At 64.8% G+C, this 20,539-nt stretch carries 16 protein-coding genes; 5 read left to right on the top strand and 11 right to left on the bottom strand.

Annotation, left to right across the window (positions count from 1 at the left end; all coding sequences use genetic code 11):
• Positions 1-62: 62 nt before the first annotated feature.
• Positions 63-1,544, bottom strand: a complete 1,482-nt coding sequence (locus QN084_RS18015; RefSeq protein ID WP_021471471.1) for an NAD-dependent succinate-semialdehyde dehydrogenase — start codon at positions 1,542-1,544, stop codon at positions 63-65.
• 160 nt (positions 1,545-1,704) lie between these two features.
• Positions 1,705-2,535 (bottom strand): 16S rRNA (cytidine(1402)-2'-O)-methyltransferase, encoded by an 831-nt coding sequence (gene rsmI / locus QN084_RS18010; RefSeq protein WP_062099081.1) that lies wholly within the window; start codon positions 2,533-2,535, stop codon positions 1,705-1,707.
• 175 nt (positions 2,536-2,710) lie between these two features.
• On the opposite strand from rsmI, the gene QN084_RS18005 reads away from it, so the two are divergent.
• Positions 2,711-4,507 (top strand): dolichyl-phosphate-mannose--protein mannosyltransferase, encoded by a 1,797-nt coding sequence (locus tag QN084_RS18005; RefSeq protein WP_069694782.1) that lies wholly within the window; start codon positions 2,711-2,713, stop codon positions 4,505-4,507.
• Positions 4,508-4,571: 64 nt separating this feature from the next.
• Complete coding sequence (locus QN084_RS18000; RefSeq protein WP_069694741.1) at positions 4,572-6,404, top strand: AMP-dependent synthetase/ligase; 1,833 nt, start codon at positions 4,572-4,574, stop codon at positions 6,402-6,404.
• Positions 6,405-6,427: 23 nt separating this feature from the next.
• On the opposite strand, the gene QN084_RS17995 is transcribed toward QN084_RS18000, so the two are convergent.
• Positions 6,428-7,618, bottom strand: coding sequence for a TIGR01906 family membrane protein (locus QN084_RS17995; RefSeq protein WP_069694740.1), 1,191 nt, complete (start codon positions 7,616-7,618; stop codon positions 6,428-6,430).
• A 139-nt stretch (positions 7,619-7,757) separates the two neighbouring features.
• A complete protein-coding gene (locus QN084_RS17990) occupies positions 7,758-8,753 on the bottom strand; it encodes a stage II sporulation protein M (protein ID WP_170828525.1) in 996 nt (331 codons plus the stop codon).
• 116 nt (positions 8,754-8,869) lie between these two features.
• Here QN084_RS17990 and QN084_RS17985 point away from each other — a divergent pair, with 116 nt between their 5' ends.
• Positions 8,870-9,673 (top strand): RDD family protein, encoded by an 804-nt coding sequence (locus QN084_RS17985; RefSeq protein ID WP_021471477.1) that lies wholly within the window; start codon positions 8,870-8,872, stop codon positions 9,671-9,673.
• A 12-nt stretch (positions 9,674-9,685) separates the two neighbouring features.
• Here the strand turns inward: QN084_RS17985 and QN084_RS17980 are convergent, their stop codons facing one another.
• From QN084_RS17980 to QN084_RS17965, 4 genes are all read right to left on the bottom strand, one after another.
• Complete coding sequence (locus QN084_RS17980; RefSeq protein ID WP_021471478.1) at positions 9,686-10,903, bottom strand: L,D-transpeptidase; 1,218 nt, start codon at positions 10,901-10,903, stop codon at positions 9,686-9,688.
• Positions 10,904-11,010: 107 nt separating this feature from the next.
• Positions 11,011-12,489 (bottom strand): adenosylhomocysteinase, encoded by a 1,479-nt coding sequence (gene ahcY, locus QN084_RS17975; protein ID WP_069694739.1) that lies wholly within the window; start codon positions 12,487-12,489, stop codon positions 11,011-11,013.
• A 44-nt stretch (positions 12,490-12,533) separates the two neighbouring features.
• Positions 12,534-12,722 carry a Trm112 family protein gene (locus tag QN084_RS17970; RefSeq protein WP_062099075.1) on the bottom strand — a complete coding sequence of 63 codons (189 nt, stop codon included), beginning with the start codon at positions 12,720-12,722 and terminating at the stop codon, positions 12,534-12,536.
• A gap of 132 nt (positions 12,723-12,854) precedes the next feature.
• A complete protein-coding gene (locus tag QN084_RS17965) occupies positions 12,855-13,232 on the bottom strand; it encodes a DUF3499 domain-containing protein (protein WP_031216227.1) in 378 nt (125 codons plus the stop codon).
• Positions 13,233-13,375: 143 nt separating this feature from the next.
• Between QN084_RS17965 and QN084_RS17960 the strand changes: the two genes are divergently transcribed.
• Complete coding sequence (locus QN084_RS17960; RefSeq protein ID WP_021471482.1) at positions 13,376-13,894, top strand: metallopeptidase family protein; 519 nt, start codon at positions 13,376-13,378, stop codon at positions 13,892-13,894.
• A gap of 60 nt (positions 13,895-13,954) precedes the next feature.
• On the opposite strand, the gene QN084_RS17955 is transcribed toward QN084_RS17960, so the two are convergent.
• Genes QN084_RS17955 through QN084_RS17945 form a run of 3 tightly spaced genes read right to left on the bottom strand, consistent with a single transcriptional unit; the run spans position 13,955 to position 19,471 of the window.
• Positions 13,955-15,586 (bottom strand): DUF5719 family protein, encoded by a 1,632-nt coding sequence (locus QN084_RS17955; RefSeq protein WP_069694738.1) that lies wholly within the window; start codon positions 15,584-15,586, stop codon positions 13,955-13,957.
• Positions 15,579-18,914 carry a glycosyltransferase family 2 protein gene (locus QN084_RS17950; RefSeq protein ID WP_069694737.1) on the bottom strand — a complete coding sequence of 1,112 codons (3,336 nt, stop codon included), beginning with the start codon at positions 18,912-18,914 and terminating at the stop codon, positions 15,579-15,581. The genes QN084_RS17955 and QN084_RS17950 overlap by 8 nt, the downstream gene beginning before the upstream one ends.
• A gap of 11 nt (positions 18,915-18,925) precedes the next feature.
• Positions 18,926-19,471, bottom strand: coding sequence for a WhiB family transcriptional regulator (locus QN084_RS17945; protein WP_082694443.1), 546 nt, complete (start codon positions 19,469-19,471; stop codon positions 18,926-18,928).
• A gap of 368 nt (positions 19,472-19,839) precedes the next feature.
• Between QN084_RS17945 and QN084_RS17940 the strand changes: the two genes are divergently transcribed.
• Entirely contained in the window at positions 19,840-20,535 is a 696-nt protein-coding gene (locus tag QN084_RS17940; protein ID WP_069694736.1) for a TIGR03089 family protein, read from the top strand.
• The last annotated feature ends 4 nt before the right edge of the window (positions 20,536-20,539 follow it).

Genomic DNA, 20,539 nt, shown 5'->3' with positions numbered 1-20,539 from the left:
AGGGGCAGGGTCTTTCTTGCATCTACCGGCTTGTTGCGGGAGCGGTGGACACGGAAGGGATGCTAGTCGGCGTACGGATCCGCGATACCTACGTACTGGGTGTAGAGGTACTCTTCGATGCCCTCTGCGCCGCCTTCGCGGCCCAGGCCGGACTGCTTGACGCCGCCGAACGGCGCAGCGGCGTTGGAGATGACTCCGGCGTTCAGGCCGAGCATGCCGGTCTCGAGCTTCTCGCTGACGCGCAGGCCGCGGTTGAGGTCCTTGGTGAAGACGTAGGCAACCAGGCCGTACTCGGTGTTGTTGGCCAAGCGGACTGCGTCGTCTTCGGTGGAGAACGTGATGATCGGGGCAACCGGACCGAAGATTTCTTCCTTGAGGATGCGGGCACCCTCGGCCACGTTCTTGAGCACCGTGGGCTGGTAGAAGTAGCCGGGACCGTCGACGGCGGCACCACCGGTGACTGCCTCGGCGCCGCCTGCGACTGCCTCGCTGACCAGGGCGTGGACGCCGTCGCGGGCTTTGCCGTCGATCAGCGGGCCGACCTTGGATTCGGGCTCGGTGCCGCGGGCGGTGGTGAGGGAACCGATCTTCGCTGCGAACTTCTCAGCGAAAGCGTCGGCGACGGACTCGTGGACGATGAAGCGGTTGGCTGCTGTGCAGGCCTCGCCCATGTTGCGCATCTTGGCAGCGATGGCGCCTTCGACGGCCTTGTCCAGGTCGGCGTCTTCGAAGACGACGAACGGGGCGTTGCCGCCCAGCTCCATGGAGGTGCGCAGGACCTTGTCCGCGGCCTCACGGATGAGTGCCTGGCCCACTGGGGTGGAACCGGTGAAGGAGATCTTGCGGAGGCGGTCATCCTTGATCAGCGGGCCGGTGACGGCACCTGCGGTGGAGGTCTGGATGACGTTCAGGACACCGGCGGGAAGGCCGGCTTCCTGCATGACCTGTGCAAAGAGGAGGCTCGTCAGCGGGGTGAGGTTGGCGGGCTTGAGCACCATGGTGCAACCGGCGGCAACCGCGGGGGCAATCTTGCGGGTGGCCATGGCCAGCGGGAAGTTCCACGGAGTGATCAACAGGCAGGGACCCACGGGCTTCTTCTGGACCAGGAGGCGGTTCTTGCCGTCCGGGGCTGCCGAGTAGCGGCCGGAGACACGGACTGCTTCTTCGGAGAACCAGCGCAGGAACTCAGCGCCGTAGGTTACTTCACCGCGGGCTTCGGCCAGGGGCTTGCCCATTTCGAGGGTCATCAGCAGTGCGAAGTCTTCGGCGCGCTCGGTCACCATGTCGAACGCCCGGCGCAGGATTTCGCCGCGTTCGCGCGGTGCCGTGCGGGCCCAGTCGGCCTGGGCAGCCGCAGCTGCGTCCAGGGCAGCGGCGCCGTCTTCCGGACCGGCGTCGGAGATGCTGAGCAGCACCTTGCCCGTGGCAGGGTCCTCAACATCAAAGGTCTTTCCGGATCCCGCGGGGCGCCACTGACCGTTGATCAGCAGGCCAGTAGGGACGGAAGCCAGCAGTTCGCTTTCGCGTTCAACCGTGACAGTCATGGCGACTCCTTCGTCTTGGGTGCTTTGGAGTGTTGCACCACTAGGGTTCCTTGCCAGAAGTGGCTTGAATTACTGCCACGGTACTGCCCGGCCGGAAGGAGTGTCTACGCCTGTGCGCACTGCACGGTGCCCCCGTAATTGTGCAGCTGCACAGCACTTCCTAGCGCGCCGCCAGGACCGCCGCGTAGAGTTCGCGCTTGCTGATGCGGGCGTCTTCGGCAACTGCGGCCACGGCCTCTTTCAGGCGGATGCCTTGGGTTACCAGCTCATTGACAGCCGCCACGTGGTCTTCCGGCTTTCCGGGCGCCTGTTCAGGTGCACCGCCCACCACCACGGCAATTTCCCCACGGACCTCGTTGTTCTCGGCCCATTCCAGGAGTTCGCGCAAGGACCCGCGGATGACTTCCTCGTAGGTTTTTGTCAGTTCACGGCACACCGCTCCACGCCGCTCCGGGCCAAACCGCTCGTGGAGGGCACGCAACATCACTTCGAGCCGGTGCGGGGCCTCGAAGAACACCATGGTGCGGCGTTCGTCGGCCAGCTCGCCCAGCCGGGAATTCCGCTCCCCGGGTTTTCGGGGCAGGAAGCCTTCAAAACAGAAGCGGTCTGTCGGGAGGCCGGACAACGCCAGGGCAGTCAGCACAGCCGAGGGGCCGGGAACAGCGGTGACGGTCAGGCCCGCGGCAACAGCGCCTTCGACCAGACGGAAGCCGGGGTCGGAAACCGCCGGCATGCCCGCGTCACTGACCATGAGGATGCTCTTGCCCTCGCGCACCTGGTCCAGGAGTTCGCCGGTCTTGGCCACCTCATTGTGCTCGTGGTAGCTGATCACGCGGCCGGATACCTCAACGCCAAGGGCCTGGACCAGTCGATGGAGCCGGCGGGTGTCCTCCGCAGCGATGATGTCCGATGTGCCCAGGAGCTCGATCAGCCGCGAGGATGCGTCGCCCACATTTCCGATCGGTGTGGCGGCCAGGACGATCCTGCCAATACCGGGGGTGCCCCGCTCCGGAGACTGCACGGTTTCCCCTGCGGAAAATTCGTCATCCAAGGGGTTCTCAACAGGGGTGCTGCGTTCTTCGTCCACTTGCCAAGCCTACTGCCCCGGCCAGCCGTTCAAAGGCAGTTCCGGTTTCTCCCAAGGACGGAAAGGTAGCATGGGGCGGGTGAACCAGTCGTCCGTTCCTGCCACCGATTCCGGAACTGCCGAGACGCCGGTCCCCTCCCGGGACACCGACGGAACGGCGGCCGCTGACACAAAAGAACCGGTAAGGGAACTGACTACTTGGGAGCTCCCGCAAAACCACCGAAAGGACGCCCGCCTTAAGCCGCGCGGACTGGAGCGGCAATCCTGGATTGCACGGCCGGCTGAAGCCTTCACCTCGAAGAGCCTCCGGAACCGCCTCATTGGCGGCATTCACAGCTGGCGGGACTACCCGCCGTCGTTGCGTCTCTGGTTCTGGCTCATCCCTGCCCTGACCGCCGTCCTGGCCGGCGTACTCCGCTTCGTCCGCCTTGAGGTTCCGCACAGCCTCGTGTTCGATGAGACCTACTACGTCAAGGACGCCTACTCCTACCTGGTGAGTGGCTACGAACGGAGCTGGCCGGCCAAGGCCAATGATTCCTTCAACGCGGGCAACCCCGACGTCCTCCTGAACAGTCCTGAGTATGTAGTCCACCCGCCTGTGGGCAAGTGGATGATTGCGTTCGGCATGTGGCTGTTCGGAGCAGACAACCCCTTAGGGTGGCGCTTCGGGGCGGCTCTCATCGGAACACTGACGGTTTTCCTGGTGTCCCTGATCGCGCTCAAGCTCTTCCGCTCCCACACCCTCGGTTTGGTTGCCGGAGTGCTGCTTGCAGTGGACGGCCACCACCTGGTGCTCTCCAGGACATCCTTGCTGGATATTTTCCTGGCCTTCTGGATCCTGGCGGCGTTCGGCGCCTTGCTGTTGGACCGCGACGACGGCCGCCGTCGTCTGGCTTCCCGGCTCGCCGTGCAAGCGGCTGCTTCGCCCGGCGGGGTGCCATCCCCGCTTCAGCTCCTCTCCGGTCCATGGCTGGGAATGCGTTGGTGGCGCCTGGTGGCGGGCCTTTGCCTCGGCTTGGCGGTGGGCACCAAGTGGTCCGCGCTCTCCTTCGTGGCCGTGTTCGGTCTGATGACGGTCTTTTGGGACATGAGTGCCCGCAGGATTGCAGGAATCCGGAGCTGGGCCAGCGCGGCGATCATCAAGGACGGCATCGCGGCGTTCTTCACCCTCGTCCCCGTCGCGTGCGCGACGTACGTGGCCACCTGGACCGGGTGGTTCCTGTCCAAGGACGCCTATTACCGCCAATGGGCTGCCACCAACCCGTCGCCCGGCTGGGACTGGCTGCCCAACCCGATTCGCTCCCTGGCGCACTACCACCTGGAGGCGTACAAGTTCCATCAGGGCCTCAGCTCGGACCACCCTTACGAATCGAGTCCCTGGACGTGGCTGGTGATGGGCCGGCCCACGTCCTTCTACTACCAGGCCCCCAAGCAGGGCACGTCCGGTTGCGTCGTTGAAACGTGCTCCTCGGCGATCCTTCCAGTCGGAAACCCCGTCGTGTGGTGGGGCGGAACCATTGCCCTGGTCATCCTTCTTTTTTGGTGGGCGGGCCGGCGTGACTGGCGTGCCGGAGCCATCCTGGCCGGGGTTGCCGCAGGCTATCTCCCGTGGTTCATGTATCCGGAACGCACCATGTTCGTCTTCTATGCAGTGTCCTTCGAGCCCTTCCTGGTCCTTGCCCTCACCTACGTCCTCGGCCTGGCGCTGGGGCGGAGCAACGATCCACCCTGGCGGCGCCGCTCAGGGCTGTACGTCGTGGGTCTCGTGGTGATGCTCGCTGTGATTGCCACGGCATTCTTCTACCCCGTCCTGACCGCAGAGGTCATCAGTTACCAGGACTGGCGGATGAGGATGTGGATGCCTTCATGGATTTAGGCTGATCCATGGAAGAAATGCGCGGGCAACGGCACACAGCCAAGCCCAGGAAGCGAGGAGGGTCGTGAGGGAAGCAAGCACAGAGCTTCTGGTGGAGGCCGATGAGGACAGCAACGTCACGGACCTCCTCTTGGAACGGTGCACCAAAGATCCCTTCGGCATCCTCTATGCCCACAAGACACCCAACGGCTGGTTGAACGTCACGGCATCCCGGTTCCTGGCCGACGTCAGCGCACTCGCCAAGGGCTTGATTGCAGGAGGGCTCAACCCCGGAGATCCGGTGGCTGTCCTCTCCCGCTCCAGCTTTGAGTGGACGCTGGTGGATTTCGCCATTTGGATGGCCGGCGGGGTCACCGTTCCTATTTACGAGACGTCATCGGCAGGCCAGATCGAATGGATCCTGGTGGACTCCGGAGCCCGCCGCGTCTTCGTCGAGGACACAGCCAAGGCTGAACTGGTCCGGTCTGTGGTGGACAAGTCGGCCGCCCTGGGTGATGACCTGGTCACCATCATCCGCATGGAACACGAAGGTGAGGCACCGCACCTGACCAGCGTATCCGCCGTCGGGACCGGCATCACCGACACTGAGCTGGAACGGCAACGCAGCGCCGCGAACCTTGCCGATGTCGCATCGATTGTCTACACCTCCGGCACCACGGGCAGGCCAAAGGGTTGCGAAATCACCCATGGCAACTTTGTCCGCATCACCCGCAACGTCATTCCCTTCCTGCCTGAACTGCTCATGCAGCCGGGAGCAAGAACCCTGATGTTCCTGCCGTTGGCCCATGTCCTGGCGCGGGCAGTGCAGGTGGTCTCAATGACCGGCGGGATCACCATGGGCCACAGCGCAGGAGCGAGCGGGTTGATGGATGACCTCGGCGCCTTCAAACCGACGTTCCTGCTGGCTGTCCCCCGCATCTTCGAAAAGGTCTACGCAGGAGCCGGGCACAAGGCTGCCATGAGCGGCAAAGGGCGGCTCTTCGCCGCGGCGTCGTCAACGGCTGTGGAGTATTCGACGGCGGCGGACCTCGCCTCGCGCGGGCAGGGCACCGGGCCCGGCTGGACGTTGCGCGCCAAGCATGCAGTGTTCAACAAGCTCCTCTACCCCAAGGTCCGCGAGGTCTTTGGCGGGGCCGTAGGCTACACGGTCTCCGGTGCAAGCCCGCTCAGCCTTCGGGAGAACCATTTCTTCCATGGTGCCGGCGTTCCCGTCCTGGAAGGCTACGGGCTGACCGAAACCACTGCCCCCTGCACGGTCAACACACCCAGCATGTTCCGCGTCGGCACCGTAGGCATTCCACTCCCCGGGACCACCATCCGGATAGCCTCCGACGGAGAAATCCTGGTGAAGGGCATCGGCGTCTTCAAGGGTTACCACAACAACCCGGCCGCCACGGAGGCAGCGTTCGTCGACGGGTTCTTCCGCACGGGAGACCTCGGCGAGCTCGACCAGGACGGGTTCCTCACCATCACCGGCCGCAAGAAGGACCTGCTGGTCACTGCCGGTGGCAAGAACATCGCCCCGGCACCGCTGGAGGAGAAGCTCCGTGAACACCAACTGGTGGGCCAGGCAGTGGTCGTCGGCGATGGAAAGCCGTTCGTTGCCGCATTGATCGCCCTCGATCCTGAAGGACTTGCGGATTGGTGCGCGGAGAACAAGCTCGGTGCGCTGTCCCTCCAGGAAGCATCCACAGACCCGCGGGTCCGCGCTGAAGTGCAGTCCGCCGTTGATGAAGCCAACAGGCTGGTGTCCGCCGCAGAGTCCATCCGGAAGTTCGACTTCATCACCAGCGAACTCACCGAAGAATCAGGCCACCTCACGCCGTCGCTGAAGCTGAAGCGCGATGTGGTGACGAACGACTTCGCCAAGCTGGTGGAGAAGCTCTACGCAAAGTAGCGCCACCTGCGCTGAACGCAGTCTTACCGCTTGGTGGTTGCTGAATCCTTGGTGGGGTCTGCAGCCTCGGCCTCAACATCGGCAGCTTCGTTGGCATCCGCCGATTTGGCTCCCAGACCGCGACGACGGCGTGTGGGCCACGTCAGGATGAAGGTCACCGTGGCTGCCAGGAACACCAGGGCACCGATGACGATTCCGGCATCGACCCAGAACTGGCCGGGGAAAAGGCGGATGAGCGTATCCTCGAGCGAGAAAGTCCAGGTGCCGCTGGCGAAGAAGATGCGGTGGAACTCGGTGAAGAACTGCTGCCAGCTCAGGACCGCCAACACGGCAAGACCGATGATGATCACCAGCGTGACGATCGAGCCGGCGAACAGGCCGCGGCGGACACCGCCGTCGCTCTTCTTCCGGAGGTACATGATGGCGATGAAGCTCAGGATGATCAGCAGGAGGCCGGCCCCGAAGGAAGACAGTATGACCAGCTTGACGTCGGCCATGTGTGAAACTTCGGAGTCCTTGAACAGCTGGTTGCCGTCCTCATGGACCAGGCCGCCCAGGTACCGCGGACCCGCCCAGTTGCTGAGGTAGTCCACTGCATAGGAGCCGTAGGTCATGCGGTCTTCGGTGCTGAACCCGTAGCCGTCCCCGGGGAAACCCGGCCGGTTGTACTCGATCCAGAGGAACAGGGGGCTGGCTACTGCACGGACGGCAAGCACCAGCAAGATGATGGGGAAGAAAATCGCGAGCAGCACTTGGAAGATGCGGGGCGCCAGCGGCTTCACCTTGGCCGCTTGCTCGCGCTCTGCGTTGCGGCGGGCAACTTCCTCTTCGGGCGGACGGACCTGAAGGGCCGATGTCGGTAACGGCTCCGAGTGCGACGCGCCGCCGGTTGGTTTGCCGGCAGGGGAAGAACCTGCGAACAGCGGGGGCTCGGGCTCAGTTTCCGCAGCTTCGGCGGCCTTGCGGCCAGCGCGGCTTTCGGGCTGGGTTCCCGTCGGGGCCGCGGGCTGGGATCCAGTGCGGCTTTCGGGTTGGGATCCAGTCGGGGCCGAGGACGCCGGCTGGGCTTTAGTAGCTGCATCGGCTGGGGCGGAGTTCCCCGCAGCCGACGTGGCGCCGGACGATGCGGGCTTCATCCATTCGAAGGCCGGTTCATCGGGATCGTCGTGGACGTCCGTGTCCGGTTCTTGTGGTTTCGGGCTCTTGTCGCTCACAGCGGTTTCACTTCCGTAGGCATCGACCGGCCACTGCGTGCTGCCGGATTCTTGTCTGCATTCGAGCCTACAGTCCGCCCTTGCACCGAAACAGGAGCCACCCCGCCGTCGGCAAGATTGAAACGTAACTGTAAGGTGCCTACGCAGCTATGCCCCGGTATCCGGCGTCGTTCGTTTCCAGGTCTCCCGTTTCCCCGGCGCGGAAGGCACGTCCGCCCAGCAGCAGTGCGTACACCCAGTAGGCGGCGAGGACCATCGCCCCAATGGTGATCTTCGCCCACACCGGCAAAGGGCTGGGCGTCACGAATGCTTCGACGACGCCGGAGACAAGCAGCACCAGAACCAGTCCCAGCGCAACGGTCACCAAGGAGCGGCCTTCCTCCGCAACAGCCTGGAGCCGGGTTCTCGGGCCCGGCTGGACCATGGCCCAGAAGATCCTTAATCCGGCTGCGCATGCAATGAAGACGGCCGTCAGTTCCATCAGGCCATGCGGAAGGATGTAGCTGAAGAAGATGTCCAGCTTCCCGGTCGCCACGAAGACTCCGGCCGCGGCTCCTACCGCCTGGGCGTTGAGGAAGAGGATCATGGGCACCCAGAATCCGGTGATGCCGAAGGCAACAGCCTGCGCGGAGATCCAGGCGTTGTTGGTCCACACGGCGCCGGCGAATGATGCTGCGGGGTTTTCGGAATAGTAGTCGATGAAGTCGTCCTCGACGTACCGGCGGATATTGTCGTCGCTGCCGAATACCGCCCGCAAGGCCTCCGGCGAGGTACCGATCCACAACGCATACGCCCCACCCACCGCCAGAAAGAAAAGTCCGCACCACACGGTCAGCCAGCGGATTCGGTAGAAAGCCGCAGGCAACGCGATCACAAAGAAGCGGGCCAGGTCTTCCATGAAGTTGGATCTGGCCCCTGTAAACCGGGTACGTGCCTGGGCCAAGGCTGCGGACAGGGACGACGACAAGGCCGATTCCGGCGCCACGGAACGGATCAGCGACAGGTGCGCTGACACGGTTTGGTACAGCCGCAGCAACTCGTCGGCCTCTTCCCCGGTCAGCCGCCGTTTATGGGCCAGGTAAGTAAGCCTGGACCATTTGCTCCCGTTCACGGCTGAGAAGGCGTCGATGTCCACGGCTCCACCCTAGTCCCTGACGCGCGCGCGGCAGCGGGGACGCGGCTAGACTCAGTGCAGCAAAGGCAGGTCATGCCTTTCGCAGGGCAAAAAGCTACGAGAGAGGCGGCGCCCGGTTGAGTTCAATCGTCACAGGCGAGGCAGTGGTCCTTGAACTGCGCCCTGCCTCATTCGCCGCCCGCGCCCTGGGCCTGGTCCTGGACGTCATCGCGAACGTCGTGCTGCTCATCCTGCTGATCATCCTCGTCGGCTTCGCCGCCCCGGACCTGGACGCGGCCGCAACGCGGGCCATCATCCTGGCCTGCGTCGTTTTCTCGTTCGTCATCGTCCCGGTCACGGTGGAAACCCTCACCCGTGGTCGTTCCCTGGGCAAGCTTGCCGCAGGACTCCGCATTGTCCGCGACGACGGCGGTTCCATCCGGTTCCGGCATGCGGTTATCCGCGGGCTGCTCGGGTTCCTCGAAATCTACGTGACGTTTGGTGGACTCGCCATTGGTGTGGCGCTGTTCAGCGAGAAGTCCAAACGGTTGGGTGACATCGTGGCCGGAACATACTCCCTTCGCCAGAGGGTTCCTGTGGAACCGCGTATCCTGCCTGCCGCGCCACCGTATCTTCAAGGGTGGGTGGCCATGGCCGACATTGGGCGTATCCCGGACAATACCGCGCGCCGTGCGGCGACCTTCGTCCAACAGGCTTATCGGATGGCGCCGGCATCGCGAACCAACATGGCCATTGCCTTGGCTTCCGAACTTGCCAGCTATGTGGCTCCGCCCCCGCCGGCAGGAACCATGCCCGGAGACTACATCGGGGCAGTCCTGGGCGAACGCCGGAACCGGGAGTACGAGCGGCTCAAGCGTGCCGAGCAGCGCAATCTGGCCACCGGTGAAAGGCTCCGCAAGCTGCCGTTCACGGAGCGCTGACTTTGCCTGGTCCTACCTTTGGGCGTAGCTTGCCCATGGAATATTCCAGTCACCGAAGCCTTCGAGCGGCTCGACGGCGGGGGCGCCGGTGTTGAGGATCTGCACGACGTCGCCGGTCTTCATGTTGTTGAAGAACCAGGCGGCATCCTCAGGCAAGAGACCCACGCAACCGTGCGACACATTGGCGCGTCCAATGGCACCCCAGGCGGCCTCCAAAGCCTGGTGAACATAGACGCCGGACCACGTCAGCCGGTTGGCGTACTCCACCACCAGCGGCGGATAATAGCCCTTGTCCCCCGGCTTCAGCCCGATGGTCCCGGCGTTGAAGTTGGAGTGGCGTTCCTGCTCCATGATCACCGCATAGCCCGTGGGCGAGAGCCAGTCCTCCCCGCCCAGGGACACCGGCGCTGTGTGTGCCAGCTTGCCGTCGATGTACACGTTCATGGTCTTGGTGGTGTCGTCAACCACGGCTATGCGCTGCGGACCGGTGGTGAAGGTGGACGTGACATCCCCGTTGCCGATCATTCCGTTGCCGAAGTCGACGCCCAGGAGCTTCATGTCCACGGTGACAGTGGTTCCCGCGGCCCAGAAGGCTTCGGGCCGGATGCGCACTTTCTTGTCCGAGTACCAGTGCCACGCCACCGGCTGTCCCGAGGAGACCGTGATGGCAACGCGCTTTTCCATGGCCGCCTTGTCCAGGACCGGTTCACTGAAGTTGATCTCGATCGGTTGCCCTGAACCTGCCACGGTGCCGTTGCGGGGGTAGATGGACGCATCCGCTTCATAGGCTGCCGAGACGGTGGTGAAAGTCTGGTTTCTGGTGGTTTCCTTGCCGGCAGAGTCAGCCACCGTGAAGGAGTAGTTGTATTGGGTCTTGAACTTCAGGACCTCCAGCGTTGTCCAGGTGCTGCCGTCCGGACTGATCTTCCCTTGCACGGGAGCGCCCCCGTCGGCAGGAACCAGGCGGACATCCTTGATTTTCCCGTTGACGGCTTTCACCTGCGGGCCGACCACCGGATTCCACTCCACTGCGCCATCGAGGGGAGTGACGCCCAGTTCAACGGGCTTGGCCTCGGGAGCGGCCGACTGCACCGTTCCGGCGTCGTTGGAGGCGGAGCCCGGCAGGAGGCCGGGGACGGTGGCCACACCGATTCCGCCGGCGGCGATGGCCGCGCAGATCCCGATGATGGCAACGACCTTGCCTGTTTTCCGCTTTGCGACTTCGGTCATGGTTCCCGTCTTCCTGTCCCCCGGCAGCTTTACTGAACAGTCAATTTTAGCCGAAAGGCCGGCCACGCAGGTTCGCGTGTCCGGCCTTCCAGTTCTTGTCACAAGGCTTAGTAGCGGTAATGCTCCGGCTTGTAGGGCCCGGCGACGTCGAGGCCCAGGTATTCGGCCTGTTCCTTGCTCAGTTCGGTCAGCTCTACGCCAAGCGCGTCAAGGTGGAGGCGTGCCACCTTCTCGTCAAGGATCTTCGGCAGGACGTAAACCTGCTTCTCGTACTCCCGCTCGCCGGCAGGCTGGTCGTGCTTGGTCCAGAGTTCGATCTGCGCGATGGTCTGGTTGGCGAAGGAGTTGCTCATCACGAACGACGGGTGGCCCGTGGCGTTGCCGAGGTTCAGGAGGCGGCCTTCGGAGAGCACGATGATGGAGCGCTCGTTGTCCGTTCCGGAGTCGAAGACCCATTCGTGGACCTGCGGCTTGATTTCGACCTTCTTGACGCCGGGAAGCTTGGCAAGGCCGGCGATGTCGATCTCGTTGTCGAAGTGGCCGATGTTGCCCACGATCGCCTTGTTCTTCATGCCCACCATGTGCTCGGCCAAGATGACGTCCTTGTTGCCGGTGGTGGTGATGAAGATGTCACCCTGCGCCAGAACCGTCTCCAGCTTGGCCACTTGGTATCCGTCCATGGCGGCCTGCAGGGCACAGATGGGGTCGATCTCGGTGACCACTACGCGGGAACCCTGGCCCCGGAGCGCCTCGGCCGCACCCTTGCCGACGTCGCCATAGCCACAAACGACGGCGACCTTGCCGCCCATAAGGACGTCGGTGGCCCGGTTGATGCCATCAGGGAGGGAGTGGCGGATGCCGTATTTGTTGTCGAACTTGCTCTTGGTCACGGAGTCGTTGACGTTGATGGCCGGGAAGAGGAGCTTGCCCTGCTCGGCGAGCTGGTACAGGCGGTGGACACCCGTGGTGGTCTCCTCGGTGACGCCCTGGATGCGGGCCGCGGTGCGCGTCCACTTCTGCGGGTCCTCGGCAAGCGTGCGGCGAAGGACGTCCAGGATGATGCCGTATTCCTCGGGGTCCTCTTCCGCTGTGGCCGGGACAGCCCCGGCGGCTTCGAACTCAACGCCCTTATGCAGCAGGAGCGTTGCGTCGCCGCCGTCGTCGAGGATCATGTTGGGGCCCAGCTCCGGGTTGCTGTCGGCACCCGGCCAGGTGAGGATCTGCTCTGCGGTCCACCAGTACTCTTCCAGGGTTTCGCCCTTCCAGGCGAAGACGGGAACACCCTGCGGGTCTTCCGGAGTTCCCTTGCCAACCACGACGGCGGCCGCTGCCTCGTCCTGGGTGGAGAAAATGTTGCATGATGCCCAACGGACTTCGGCGCCCAAAGCGGTGAGGGTCTCGATCAGCACGGCAGTCTGCACGGTCATGTGCAGCGAGCCGGCAATCCGGGCACCCTTCAGGGGCTGGGAGGCGCCGAATTCTGCGCGCAGCGACATCAGACCCGGCATTTCGTGTTCGGCGAGGCGGATCTGGTGGCGTCCGGCCTCGGCCAGGGAGATGTCGGCTACTTTGTAGTCAAAAGTCATGGGTGTCCTTCGATGTACCTTGTGGAATTCGTGTCTTGGGAGAATCAGGCGTCGGCGGCCGGAAGAAGGTCCGGCGGCAGGAGCAGGGGAATTCCGTCTTCGATTCCGTAACGGACCTTGTTGCCGGCGGCGTCCGCCTCGGTGGAGACGAGCTCCTCGCCTTCCTGCACCAGCGCGGACCCTGTCACCGGGCAACGCAGGATGGACAACAGTTCAGGACTTACCTTTGGCATGGTGAATGCTCCCTGGATGGCGCCGGGCATGGCGCCACGGGCTGATTATTCTGCAGGTTCCAGCCTACCGCGCGGGACTAAGCGTCACGGAGCCGGCGCAATATTGCCTCCGTACCCGGGCTGGCCGCCGGGTCAGGAAGGTTCGCGCAGGACCCTCAGGTGTCCCCGTCGGGTGCCCTCAACTGCGGCAGGCGGTTCCACCGGAGTGCGCGGGGTACGGGCCGGGCTTTCCGGTGCTGCGGATGCGGCTTCCCGCACTGCGTTCGCAAGGGCCAGCAGATCATCCGGGCCCGGCTGCGGCGGGGTGCCCGGCATGGCCAGGCGAAGCACTTCCCATCCCCGCGGCACGGTCAGCGTCTCCGCGTGCTGGGCACAGAGGTCATAGGCGTGGGGTTCGGCGTACGTTGCCAACGGGCCCAGAACGGCGGTCGACTCGGCATAAACGTACGTCAAAGTAGCTACCGCTGACTGGCGGCAGGCTGATCTTGAACACTGGCGAATAGCACCCACAACATCCCAGATTAGCCGCAGTTGGCCCCTGGAGCGTGCATTGACGGGCACAGCAGGCCGCATTTCGGCTCCGAAGCAGGGCCCGACGGCGGCGCCGGCCCCATGATGTCGCGCTGGCGGTTGGGCGGGACTACAGTCGTTGTATGCAGTCACAGCCACAGGTTCCTGGCTTCACCATCCAGTGGAATGAGGCCAACGGCAGTCAGGCCACTGACCCTGCTGCGCAAGCCCCCCGCGGGTTCCGGCGGCGCCGTCGCAACCGTCATGGGCGGGGCCTGCGGGGCGAGCTGATGCTCCCCAACCTTCCGGGCTTCCGGTCCCGCTCCGAGCGCTTCGATGACATGGTGCTCGACTCGGCCGAACGGCTGCAGGAGATGTGGGGCCAGCAACTCGATGGCGTGCTCTTTGCCGTGGATGAGATCCCGCCCCGGTTGGAGCAGCTGGTCGCCGAACGCACGGCAGCGCCCATGGGGGCATACACGCCGGCCCGCGGAGGCGAACCTCCCATGATCACGGTGTACCGGCGGGTTGTTGAACAGGCTGCGGGCACCCGCGAGGAACTCCAGGACCTGGTCCATGACGTTGTGGTGGAGTACACGGCCGAGATGCTCGGAGTGCCACCTGAGACGCTCGACCCCGTGTACCGCCGTCGTTATCAGTAGCACGGTGTGCCGGCAGCCTCAAGCCGGACTGCACCGCGTACCGAACCGGCTGCAGGCCGCTCAGTAACCGACCGTGACGGGCACCTTCCGTAGGCCGTCCGCGGCGTCCTGAATGGCCAGCACGGACACGTCGGGACGGTCCTTGTTTCTCAGGACCACGGAACCGTAGACGGGATCACCTTCAGCTGAAACCACGTAACCGGCTACCGCAGCACCGCCCGACGTGGCCGGGAGCTCGATCAGGGACGTCGTGCCGCCGGACATATCGACGTCCACGGACTTCCCGACCTTGCCATCGGCGGTCACCGGGGCATAGCTCACGGTTGCCCGCCCTTCCGGCACCCCGAAACTGAAGAAGCTCTGGCCCGCGCGCGGAGCAGCTACCAAGTGCTGGCTGCCCAGGCGGGAAGCAGAAGGGGACCAGGCAAAGTCGGCCGGCGAGTCAGCCTTGGCTCCCCGGACAACGCGGGTGGAGGCCACGAACGCCACGTCCGAGCTCGCCGTGACGGTGTAACTGCCGGAAGGAAGTCCGTCCAGTTTCAACGACGCAACAGTGCCGCCCTTCACGGTCACCACTCCTCCGTCGGGGATTTGCCGTTCTCCGTTGGCGCCGTAGACCTTCACCTGCACCACGGCGTCACTGGAGCCCGGAACGGCCAGTTGGAGCGACGGGACAGCATCGGTGAAACCTGGCTTCCCGCCGAGTGCCTGAACAGCTGCGGCATCCTGGATATCGACGCCGGACATCACCTGAAGCGTGGACGGCGCCGTGCCGGGTGAGAGGAAGTCAACGCCGCCGGGGACAAGCCCCCGCAGGGCGCTCTGCTGGATGGTTCCGGCCACGGGCCCGCCGGTACTGCGGACGTGCACCGCCAGTTCCGACTCGTTCGGGGCCAATCCGGCCAGGTTCACCGAGCGTGTGGTCCCGGGCGCGACCAGGAGGCCCCTGGCGCCGGGGGCTTGGATCTGCCCCTGGGCACCAAAGAGGTCCAGGCTGACCGTGGCAGGGGTCTCGGATGCATTGCTGAGATTGAGCACCGCAGTCCGCCCCAAAGCCGTGTTGGCGCCGAGCAACCATGAGTCGTTTCCGGGTTGCTGGCACTGCGCGGCTGCCATGCCCCGCAGGTCACCGTCCGTGGCCGAATAGCTGAGGTTTGCAGACAAGGAGGCCTGTTCGTTGCCGATCGGATCCGCGCCCACCACTGCCGGGGACGTCACGGATGTGATGGAAGCAACGGCTGCGGCCAGCACGGGCGGACCCGGCGTGGGCGAGGGCGTGCTGGCGGGAGCCTGGGCGATCCTGGCTATGCCCTTGCCGTCCAGGGACGTGACGTTGCTGCCGGGGACCGTTCCGGCCGGATTGCTGAGGACGACGGCGTTGAGCGCACTCGTCGCGGTTGTCGATACCGGGCTGAAGTCGGCATCGGTATCCACATCGGTTCCAGTGACCAACCGGGCAGGCTCAGGGCAGACGCCAAGCGACCGCCCGGCAGGGACATCGGCTTGCTTCACTTCGACGTTGCTGCTGCCCGTTGGCCCGGGAACCATTCCGGATGCTGCCACCGCGCCTCCCCCGGCGGCCAGGATCACCACCGCGGACACCACCCCGCCGACAACGCCCTTGTTGGAACCGCGCCGGCTCTTGGAATTGCGCCGGTTGTCCCGGCCCGCTTTCTCCTGTTCGTCAGACACTGCTGTACTCCTTACGGAGGGAAACTTCGTCCCTTGTCATGCCGGTCCGGGAACGGCGGGCGGGTACGGGTACGGCCAGGAGTGCCGTGAGCCCGAATACCACTACCTGCAGGATTCCCAGCCATAGGGCCCAGGGGTTGGTGTGGCGAATTTCAAGGTGCCCGCCGGTGGCGGGAAGTTCGAAGGCCTGGGACCAGCCGGACGTCGTGGCAGGGAGCTCCTTGCCGTCCAACCACGCCTTCCAGCCGGTGTCGAAGCGCTCAGCGAGTACTACCTTGCGTCCCGGGTCGCCTGGAGGCACGTCCCCGGCCACGCTCACGTCCTCGGAAGGCAGGGCACCGATCACGGTGTCCTTGGCATCAATGATCCTTGCGCGGACTGCGGTGTCCGAGACCGTGGTGGCCGCCGCTCCGCGCGGAGTGACGCGCCACAGCCATCCCGCTTCGGTTTGCCCCACAGCAACAAGTCCGGGGACTGCGTCGATCCGGCTGGCGGTCAGTTGCGCGGCGCTGTCCGCAGTCTTGAGGACCACGAAACCTGCGCCGAGTTGTTCCAGATCAGCACGTGGATCCACCCCCGTACTCGCGACGATCGTCGCTACGGCCCTGCGGAGCGAGGCGGTTGCGGCGTCGTCGGTGTTCATTTCCTCCCGGCCCGGCGCACCGCTGATGGTGCGGGCCGAGGCGATCGTGGAAAGGCTGTCCAGAGTGGTGCCGGCGCCCCGCATCAATGACGACGTGAACTCGCCCTGCTCGCCGCTGGTGATAACCAGCGTCCTGGTGCGCTCGGGTCCCACGCCGCGGTCGACGGCGGTGGCCGGCAGGGTGGCGGTCTCCACCGCCCGGACCTGTCGTGAAGCGCCGAGTGAGGCGGCCGCACCGGCCTCCGCACGTTGGGTCGTCGGGGCATCCGATTGCAGGACATTCTGGGCTACCCAAGCGCCCATGCCGGCCAACGGGCCGGACAACAGGACGGCGACGGTGACGCCCGAGACGGCTCCGCGCAGCGATGGCTTCCAACGCCCTGCACCCGCGGACCGGGACGTGCCGAAGATGCGGTCGGCGCCGATCATCGCAGCACCCAACAGCAGTACCCCGGCCGCCGAAACAGCCGGTCCTGTGAAGGGGCCGGCCAGTACGTTGTTGTTCACGCCCGTAGCCACATGCCCGAACAACCAGCTGCAGGCAAGAGTGGCCAAGGCGGCCAGCCAGAAAATACGGGCCAGGACCATGCGCTCACCGGGCAGGAACAAGGCGACGACAGCAAGCACCAGCACCGGGACGCCGATCAGCAATGCAAGGATCAGGGCCCAGGGAACCGACCCCGGTCCAAAGAGCCCCAGACCGGTTAGTCCGCCGTCGACGTCGAACGCCAGCGGCTGCCCAAGGAGTTGCTGCCAAAGCGGTGCCGCTTCAAAGAACCGGGGCACGCCGGGATCGGCGAGCAAGGAGCGGGGACGGTCCGCGGCGGAAATCGCATACGGGATGAAGAGCGCGGCGCTGGGCAGAAGCGACCACCACAGCGTTTTTCCCCGACGCCCCAAAACAACGGCAGCCAGGATGATCGCTACGGTGATGGGCCCCAGCAACGAGGGAGCTGATGCCGTAATGGCAGCCATGACCAGGCCCGCTGCAGCAGCTGCTGTCCATGAGGGCACTCCGTTGACCCCGGGCTTGCTTCGGCCCGGGACGGAACGGCGGGCGGGGAGTTGGTGCCGGCCACCGTTGGCCAGTGCTGAACCGGACGCCCGCAACAGCGCCAAGAGCAGCAAGGGCATCAGGACATGTGCCACGAGGGCACCAAGACGGCCCTCGTTGACGGCAATCAAAAGTGCAGGCGCGCTTCCCCAGACAAGGGCCGCTACCATCCTGAAACGGCGGAGCCTGGTCAACGCACCAACGGCGAACCAAGCGCCCAGTGCGGACAGGGGCAGGGCCAGGACCAACAGCCAGCTCATCGCTGCGTTGCCGTCGCCACCGCCCAGGATGGAGATCGCCCACAGAACGTATCCGAACGGATCACCATGGCCGGGCAATCCGGCGCCCAACGAAATCCACCACGTGGAGGCGTTGTCCCACATGGCTCCCGGAGTCGCGGACACCGGCAGTAGGCTTCCTCCTGTAACTGCTCCCGTGCGGAGAAGCCCGAGAAGTCCCACCATCGCTGCGGCAAGGGTGACGAGGACCGCTGCCACCGCTCCCGTTCCCACCCAACCGCGCTCGTTCGTGGCCAGTGCCGCGAAGTCGTCCGTGGAGTCTCCGCTGGGTTCCGGTGCCAGGAGATCGGAGACCTCTTGGCGCTCTTCAGGGGGTCGGATGGCTTCCAGCAGCGAACGCCGGTGCGCGCGGACCTCGCGCGAGGAGCGTTGGAGTCCCCGGACCACGGTCCGGTGCAGGCTCCGCGTCCGGGCGGCTGTGCGTCGGCTTCGCACCACTGCCATTGGACGGGCAAGGGCGGAAACCGTGGAGGTGAATTGCGAGAAGCCGTAGCCGGGTTCCTTCACCAGGATGCTGAGGACCAGGCGCAGCAAAGAGCCCAGCAGCGCGCCCACAGCGTGGAACGGCACTTTCCACCAGGCAGTGTGTTTGAGGCGGAGGTGGATCTGGGCCTTACGGGCAGCCGCGGAGGTTCCCAGGCCGTTGGGGCGGTGCTCCACGTGGAACATCCGTGCGCTGGGAACAACAACCACGCGGTTGCCTGCAAGCCAGTTCCGCCAGCAGAAGTCGACGTCATCGCCGCTCCCGGGCAGTGCGGGGTCGAAGCCGCCAAACTGCTCCCAGACGTCGCGTCGGATCAACATGCCTGCCGAATTGACTGCGAAGGTGTCCGTGCGGGCATCGTATTGGCCCTGATCCACCTCGTCAGCGTCGATCAGCGTCAGGCGTTCTGCCCATCGGCTCGTGGACAAGCCCACATCAACCAAGTGCCGCTCGTCGTCCCAGCCCAACTGCTTGCAACCGGCAACTGTGACCGACGTAGTCCGCTCAACGGCGTGGAGGAGTTCCGCCAGCGCATCCGGGGCCGGGGCCGCGTCATCATGAAGCAGCCAGATCCATTCCGTTGTTTCCGACGACGCTGATCCGGCGGGAGCCAACTGCTCCAATCCGGACCGGACGGCAGAACCAAACCCGGCTTTTGCGTGGTGGTGAAGTTCCACCACGTTGGCATCGCCGAGCACATTACGGAGCAGTTCCGCCGAATGGTCGGTCGATCCCGCATCAACGCCAATGGCGGCATCTGCCGAACGCGTCTGGTTCGACAATGCCGCCAATGTCCTGGGGAGATAGTTCCCGCCGTCGTGGGCAACCACGACGGCGGTAACGTGCACTTCCTTAAGAATTAGACCGCTCGCTTCCTTAGCCGACGACGCTCACGCTCGGAGAGGCCGCCCCAAATGCCGAATCGTTCGTCGTTCGCGAGGGCGTACTCAAGGCACTGCGAGCGGACGTTGCACGCTCCGCAGACCTTCTTGGCGTCCCTGGTGGAACCGCCCTTTTCAGGGAAGAAGGCTTCGGGATCGGTCTGTGCGCACAGCGCATCCGTCTGCCAGCCAAGCTCACCTTCATCATCGAAGTCAGCCTGCGTAGGCAACCCGATCCAGACAGGCTGCACCGGGCTTTCAAGCGGACGGCGCAACTCCATGGGTGGATCGTCAAGTTCGTCCTCGGCCGCGGCGGGGTCGTCCCCGATCAAGGCCTCGTGGGCTGCAAGGAGCGCCGTTGCCTGCTCCTCCAGCGATTGCTGCACGTTCTGGTTGTATTTCTCTGCCGCTTCGGGATCCGCCGGATCCACATACCAATCCCCGGGTACTTCCCGCGACCGGTATTTTACCGACGCGTGTTCTGCGACGACTGCATCTTCCTGGATACGCAACGCTTGCCCCATGGCGTCCCTCCTGATTTTGCAGCTGCTGCTTGGATGTTTTCCGATTCCCGGTGTTCGTTCCGGTCCTCTGTGCAGCGGCGTTTGATTACTAATTACACGTGTGTAACTAGCTGCCAGTCAAGCCGCGCCGGGATAATAATCAAGAATCTGTAGAAACGTGGGCTGCGCCACGCCCAACGTTTTGGTACTGGTCCCCGGGCGTGGCGGAACCAAAACGAAAGCGTCGTCCTGCTTGCCGCCCGCGTACCCCGGCTTTCCGCGGATTCCCGCCATGGCTGCCGGCCCCGCCAGCGAATGGACTAATCCCGGTGTGCGGCATTTCACACAGGGCATCCCGCTGCCAGTGCAACGCGTGCCAAGATGGACCCATGAGTATCCCGGCAGCCAACTTGATGTCCGCCCTGCGATCCGGCCACTCCACCTCGCCGAGGCTCACGTGGTACGGCCCCGACTCCGAACGGGTGGAATTGTCCGGCCGGGTCCTGGACAACTGGGTGGCCAAAACCAGCAACCTGCTGCAGGACGAACTCGACGCCGAACCGGGCACGGCCATCAGGATCGACCTCCCTGCGCACTGGAAGTCCTTTGTGTGGGCGCTGGCCGCTTGGCAGCTCGGCATGGAAGTTGTTCTGGACGGCTCAGCCGCAGATCTGCTGGTGACCAATGATCCCTCTGACCACACGGGCGCGGCATACGACGCTGTCGTGGCGGTACCCCTCGCGGCGCTGGCCATGAGCTGGCCGGGCGAGCTGCCCCCCGGCGTCGTTGACTACGCTGCCGAAGTGCGTTCCCACGGTGACGTGTTCATGGTGCACAACGAGCCCACCCCGGAACTCGCAGCCGTACGTGGCAACGCCGGCTATGCCCACGCGGATCTTATGGAACAGTTTGCGGAAGCCGCCGAGCCCGGCGTCCGCCTGCTGGTGCGGGCCTCCGAGGGACTGGAGTCCGGACTGTCGGCAGCTCTTGGCGCCTGGCAGGGGGACGGTTCAGTGGTGTTGGTGCACGAGGATGTGGATGTGACCGAACATCTGCTCGAGAACGAGCGCGTTAGCCGTCCGTAGGCCC

Origin of the sequence: Paenarthrobacter sp. R1 (genome assembly GCF_030264015.1) — a bacterium.
Classification (GTDB): Bacteria; Actinomycetota; Actinomycetes; order Actinomycetales; family Micrococcaceae; genus Arthrobacter; species Arthrobacter ureafaciens.
This window is presented reverse-complemented; position numbering and strand designations above follow the sequence as displayed.

What these genes read in the sequence shown, in the direction of transcription:
- QN084_RS18015 (WP_021471471.1), bottom strand. Translation starts at nt 1,544, where the DNA reads ATGACTGTCACGGTTGAACGCGAAAGCGAACTGCTGGCTTCCGTCCCT.
- QN084_RS17980 (WP_021471478.1), bottom strand. Translation starts at nt 10,903, where the DNA reads ATGACCGAAGTCGCAAAGCGGAAAACAGGCAAGGTCGTTGCCATCATC.
- ahcY (WP_069694739.1), bottom strand. Translation starts at nt 12,489, where the DNA reads ATGACTTTTGACTACAAAGTAGCCGACATCTCCCTGGCCGAGGCCGGA.
- QN084_RS17970 (WP_062099075.1), bottom strand. Translation starts at nt 12,722, where the DNA reads ATGCCAAAGGTAAGTCCTGAACTGTTGTCCATCCTGCGTTGCCCGGTG.
- QN084_RS17960 (WP_021471482.1), top strand. Translation starts at nt 13,376, where the DNA reads ATGCAGTCACAGCCACAGGTTCCTGGCTTCACCATCCAGTGGAATGAG.
- QN084_RS17945 (WP_082694443.1), bottom strand. Translation starts at nt 19,471, where the DNA reads ATGGGGCAAGCGTTGCGTATCCAGGAAGATGCAGTCGTCGCAGAACAC.
- QN084_RS17940 (WP_069694736.1), top strand. Translation starts at nt 19,840, where the DNA reads ATGAGTATCCCGGCAGCCAACTTGATGTCCGCCCTGCGATCCGGCCAC.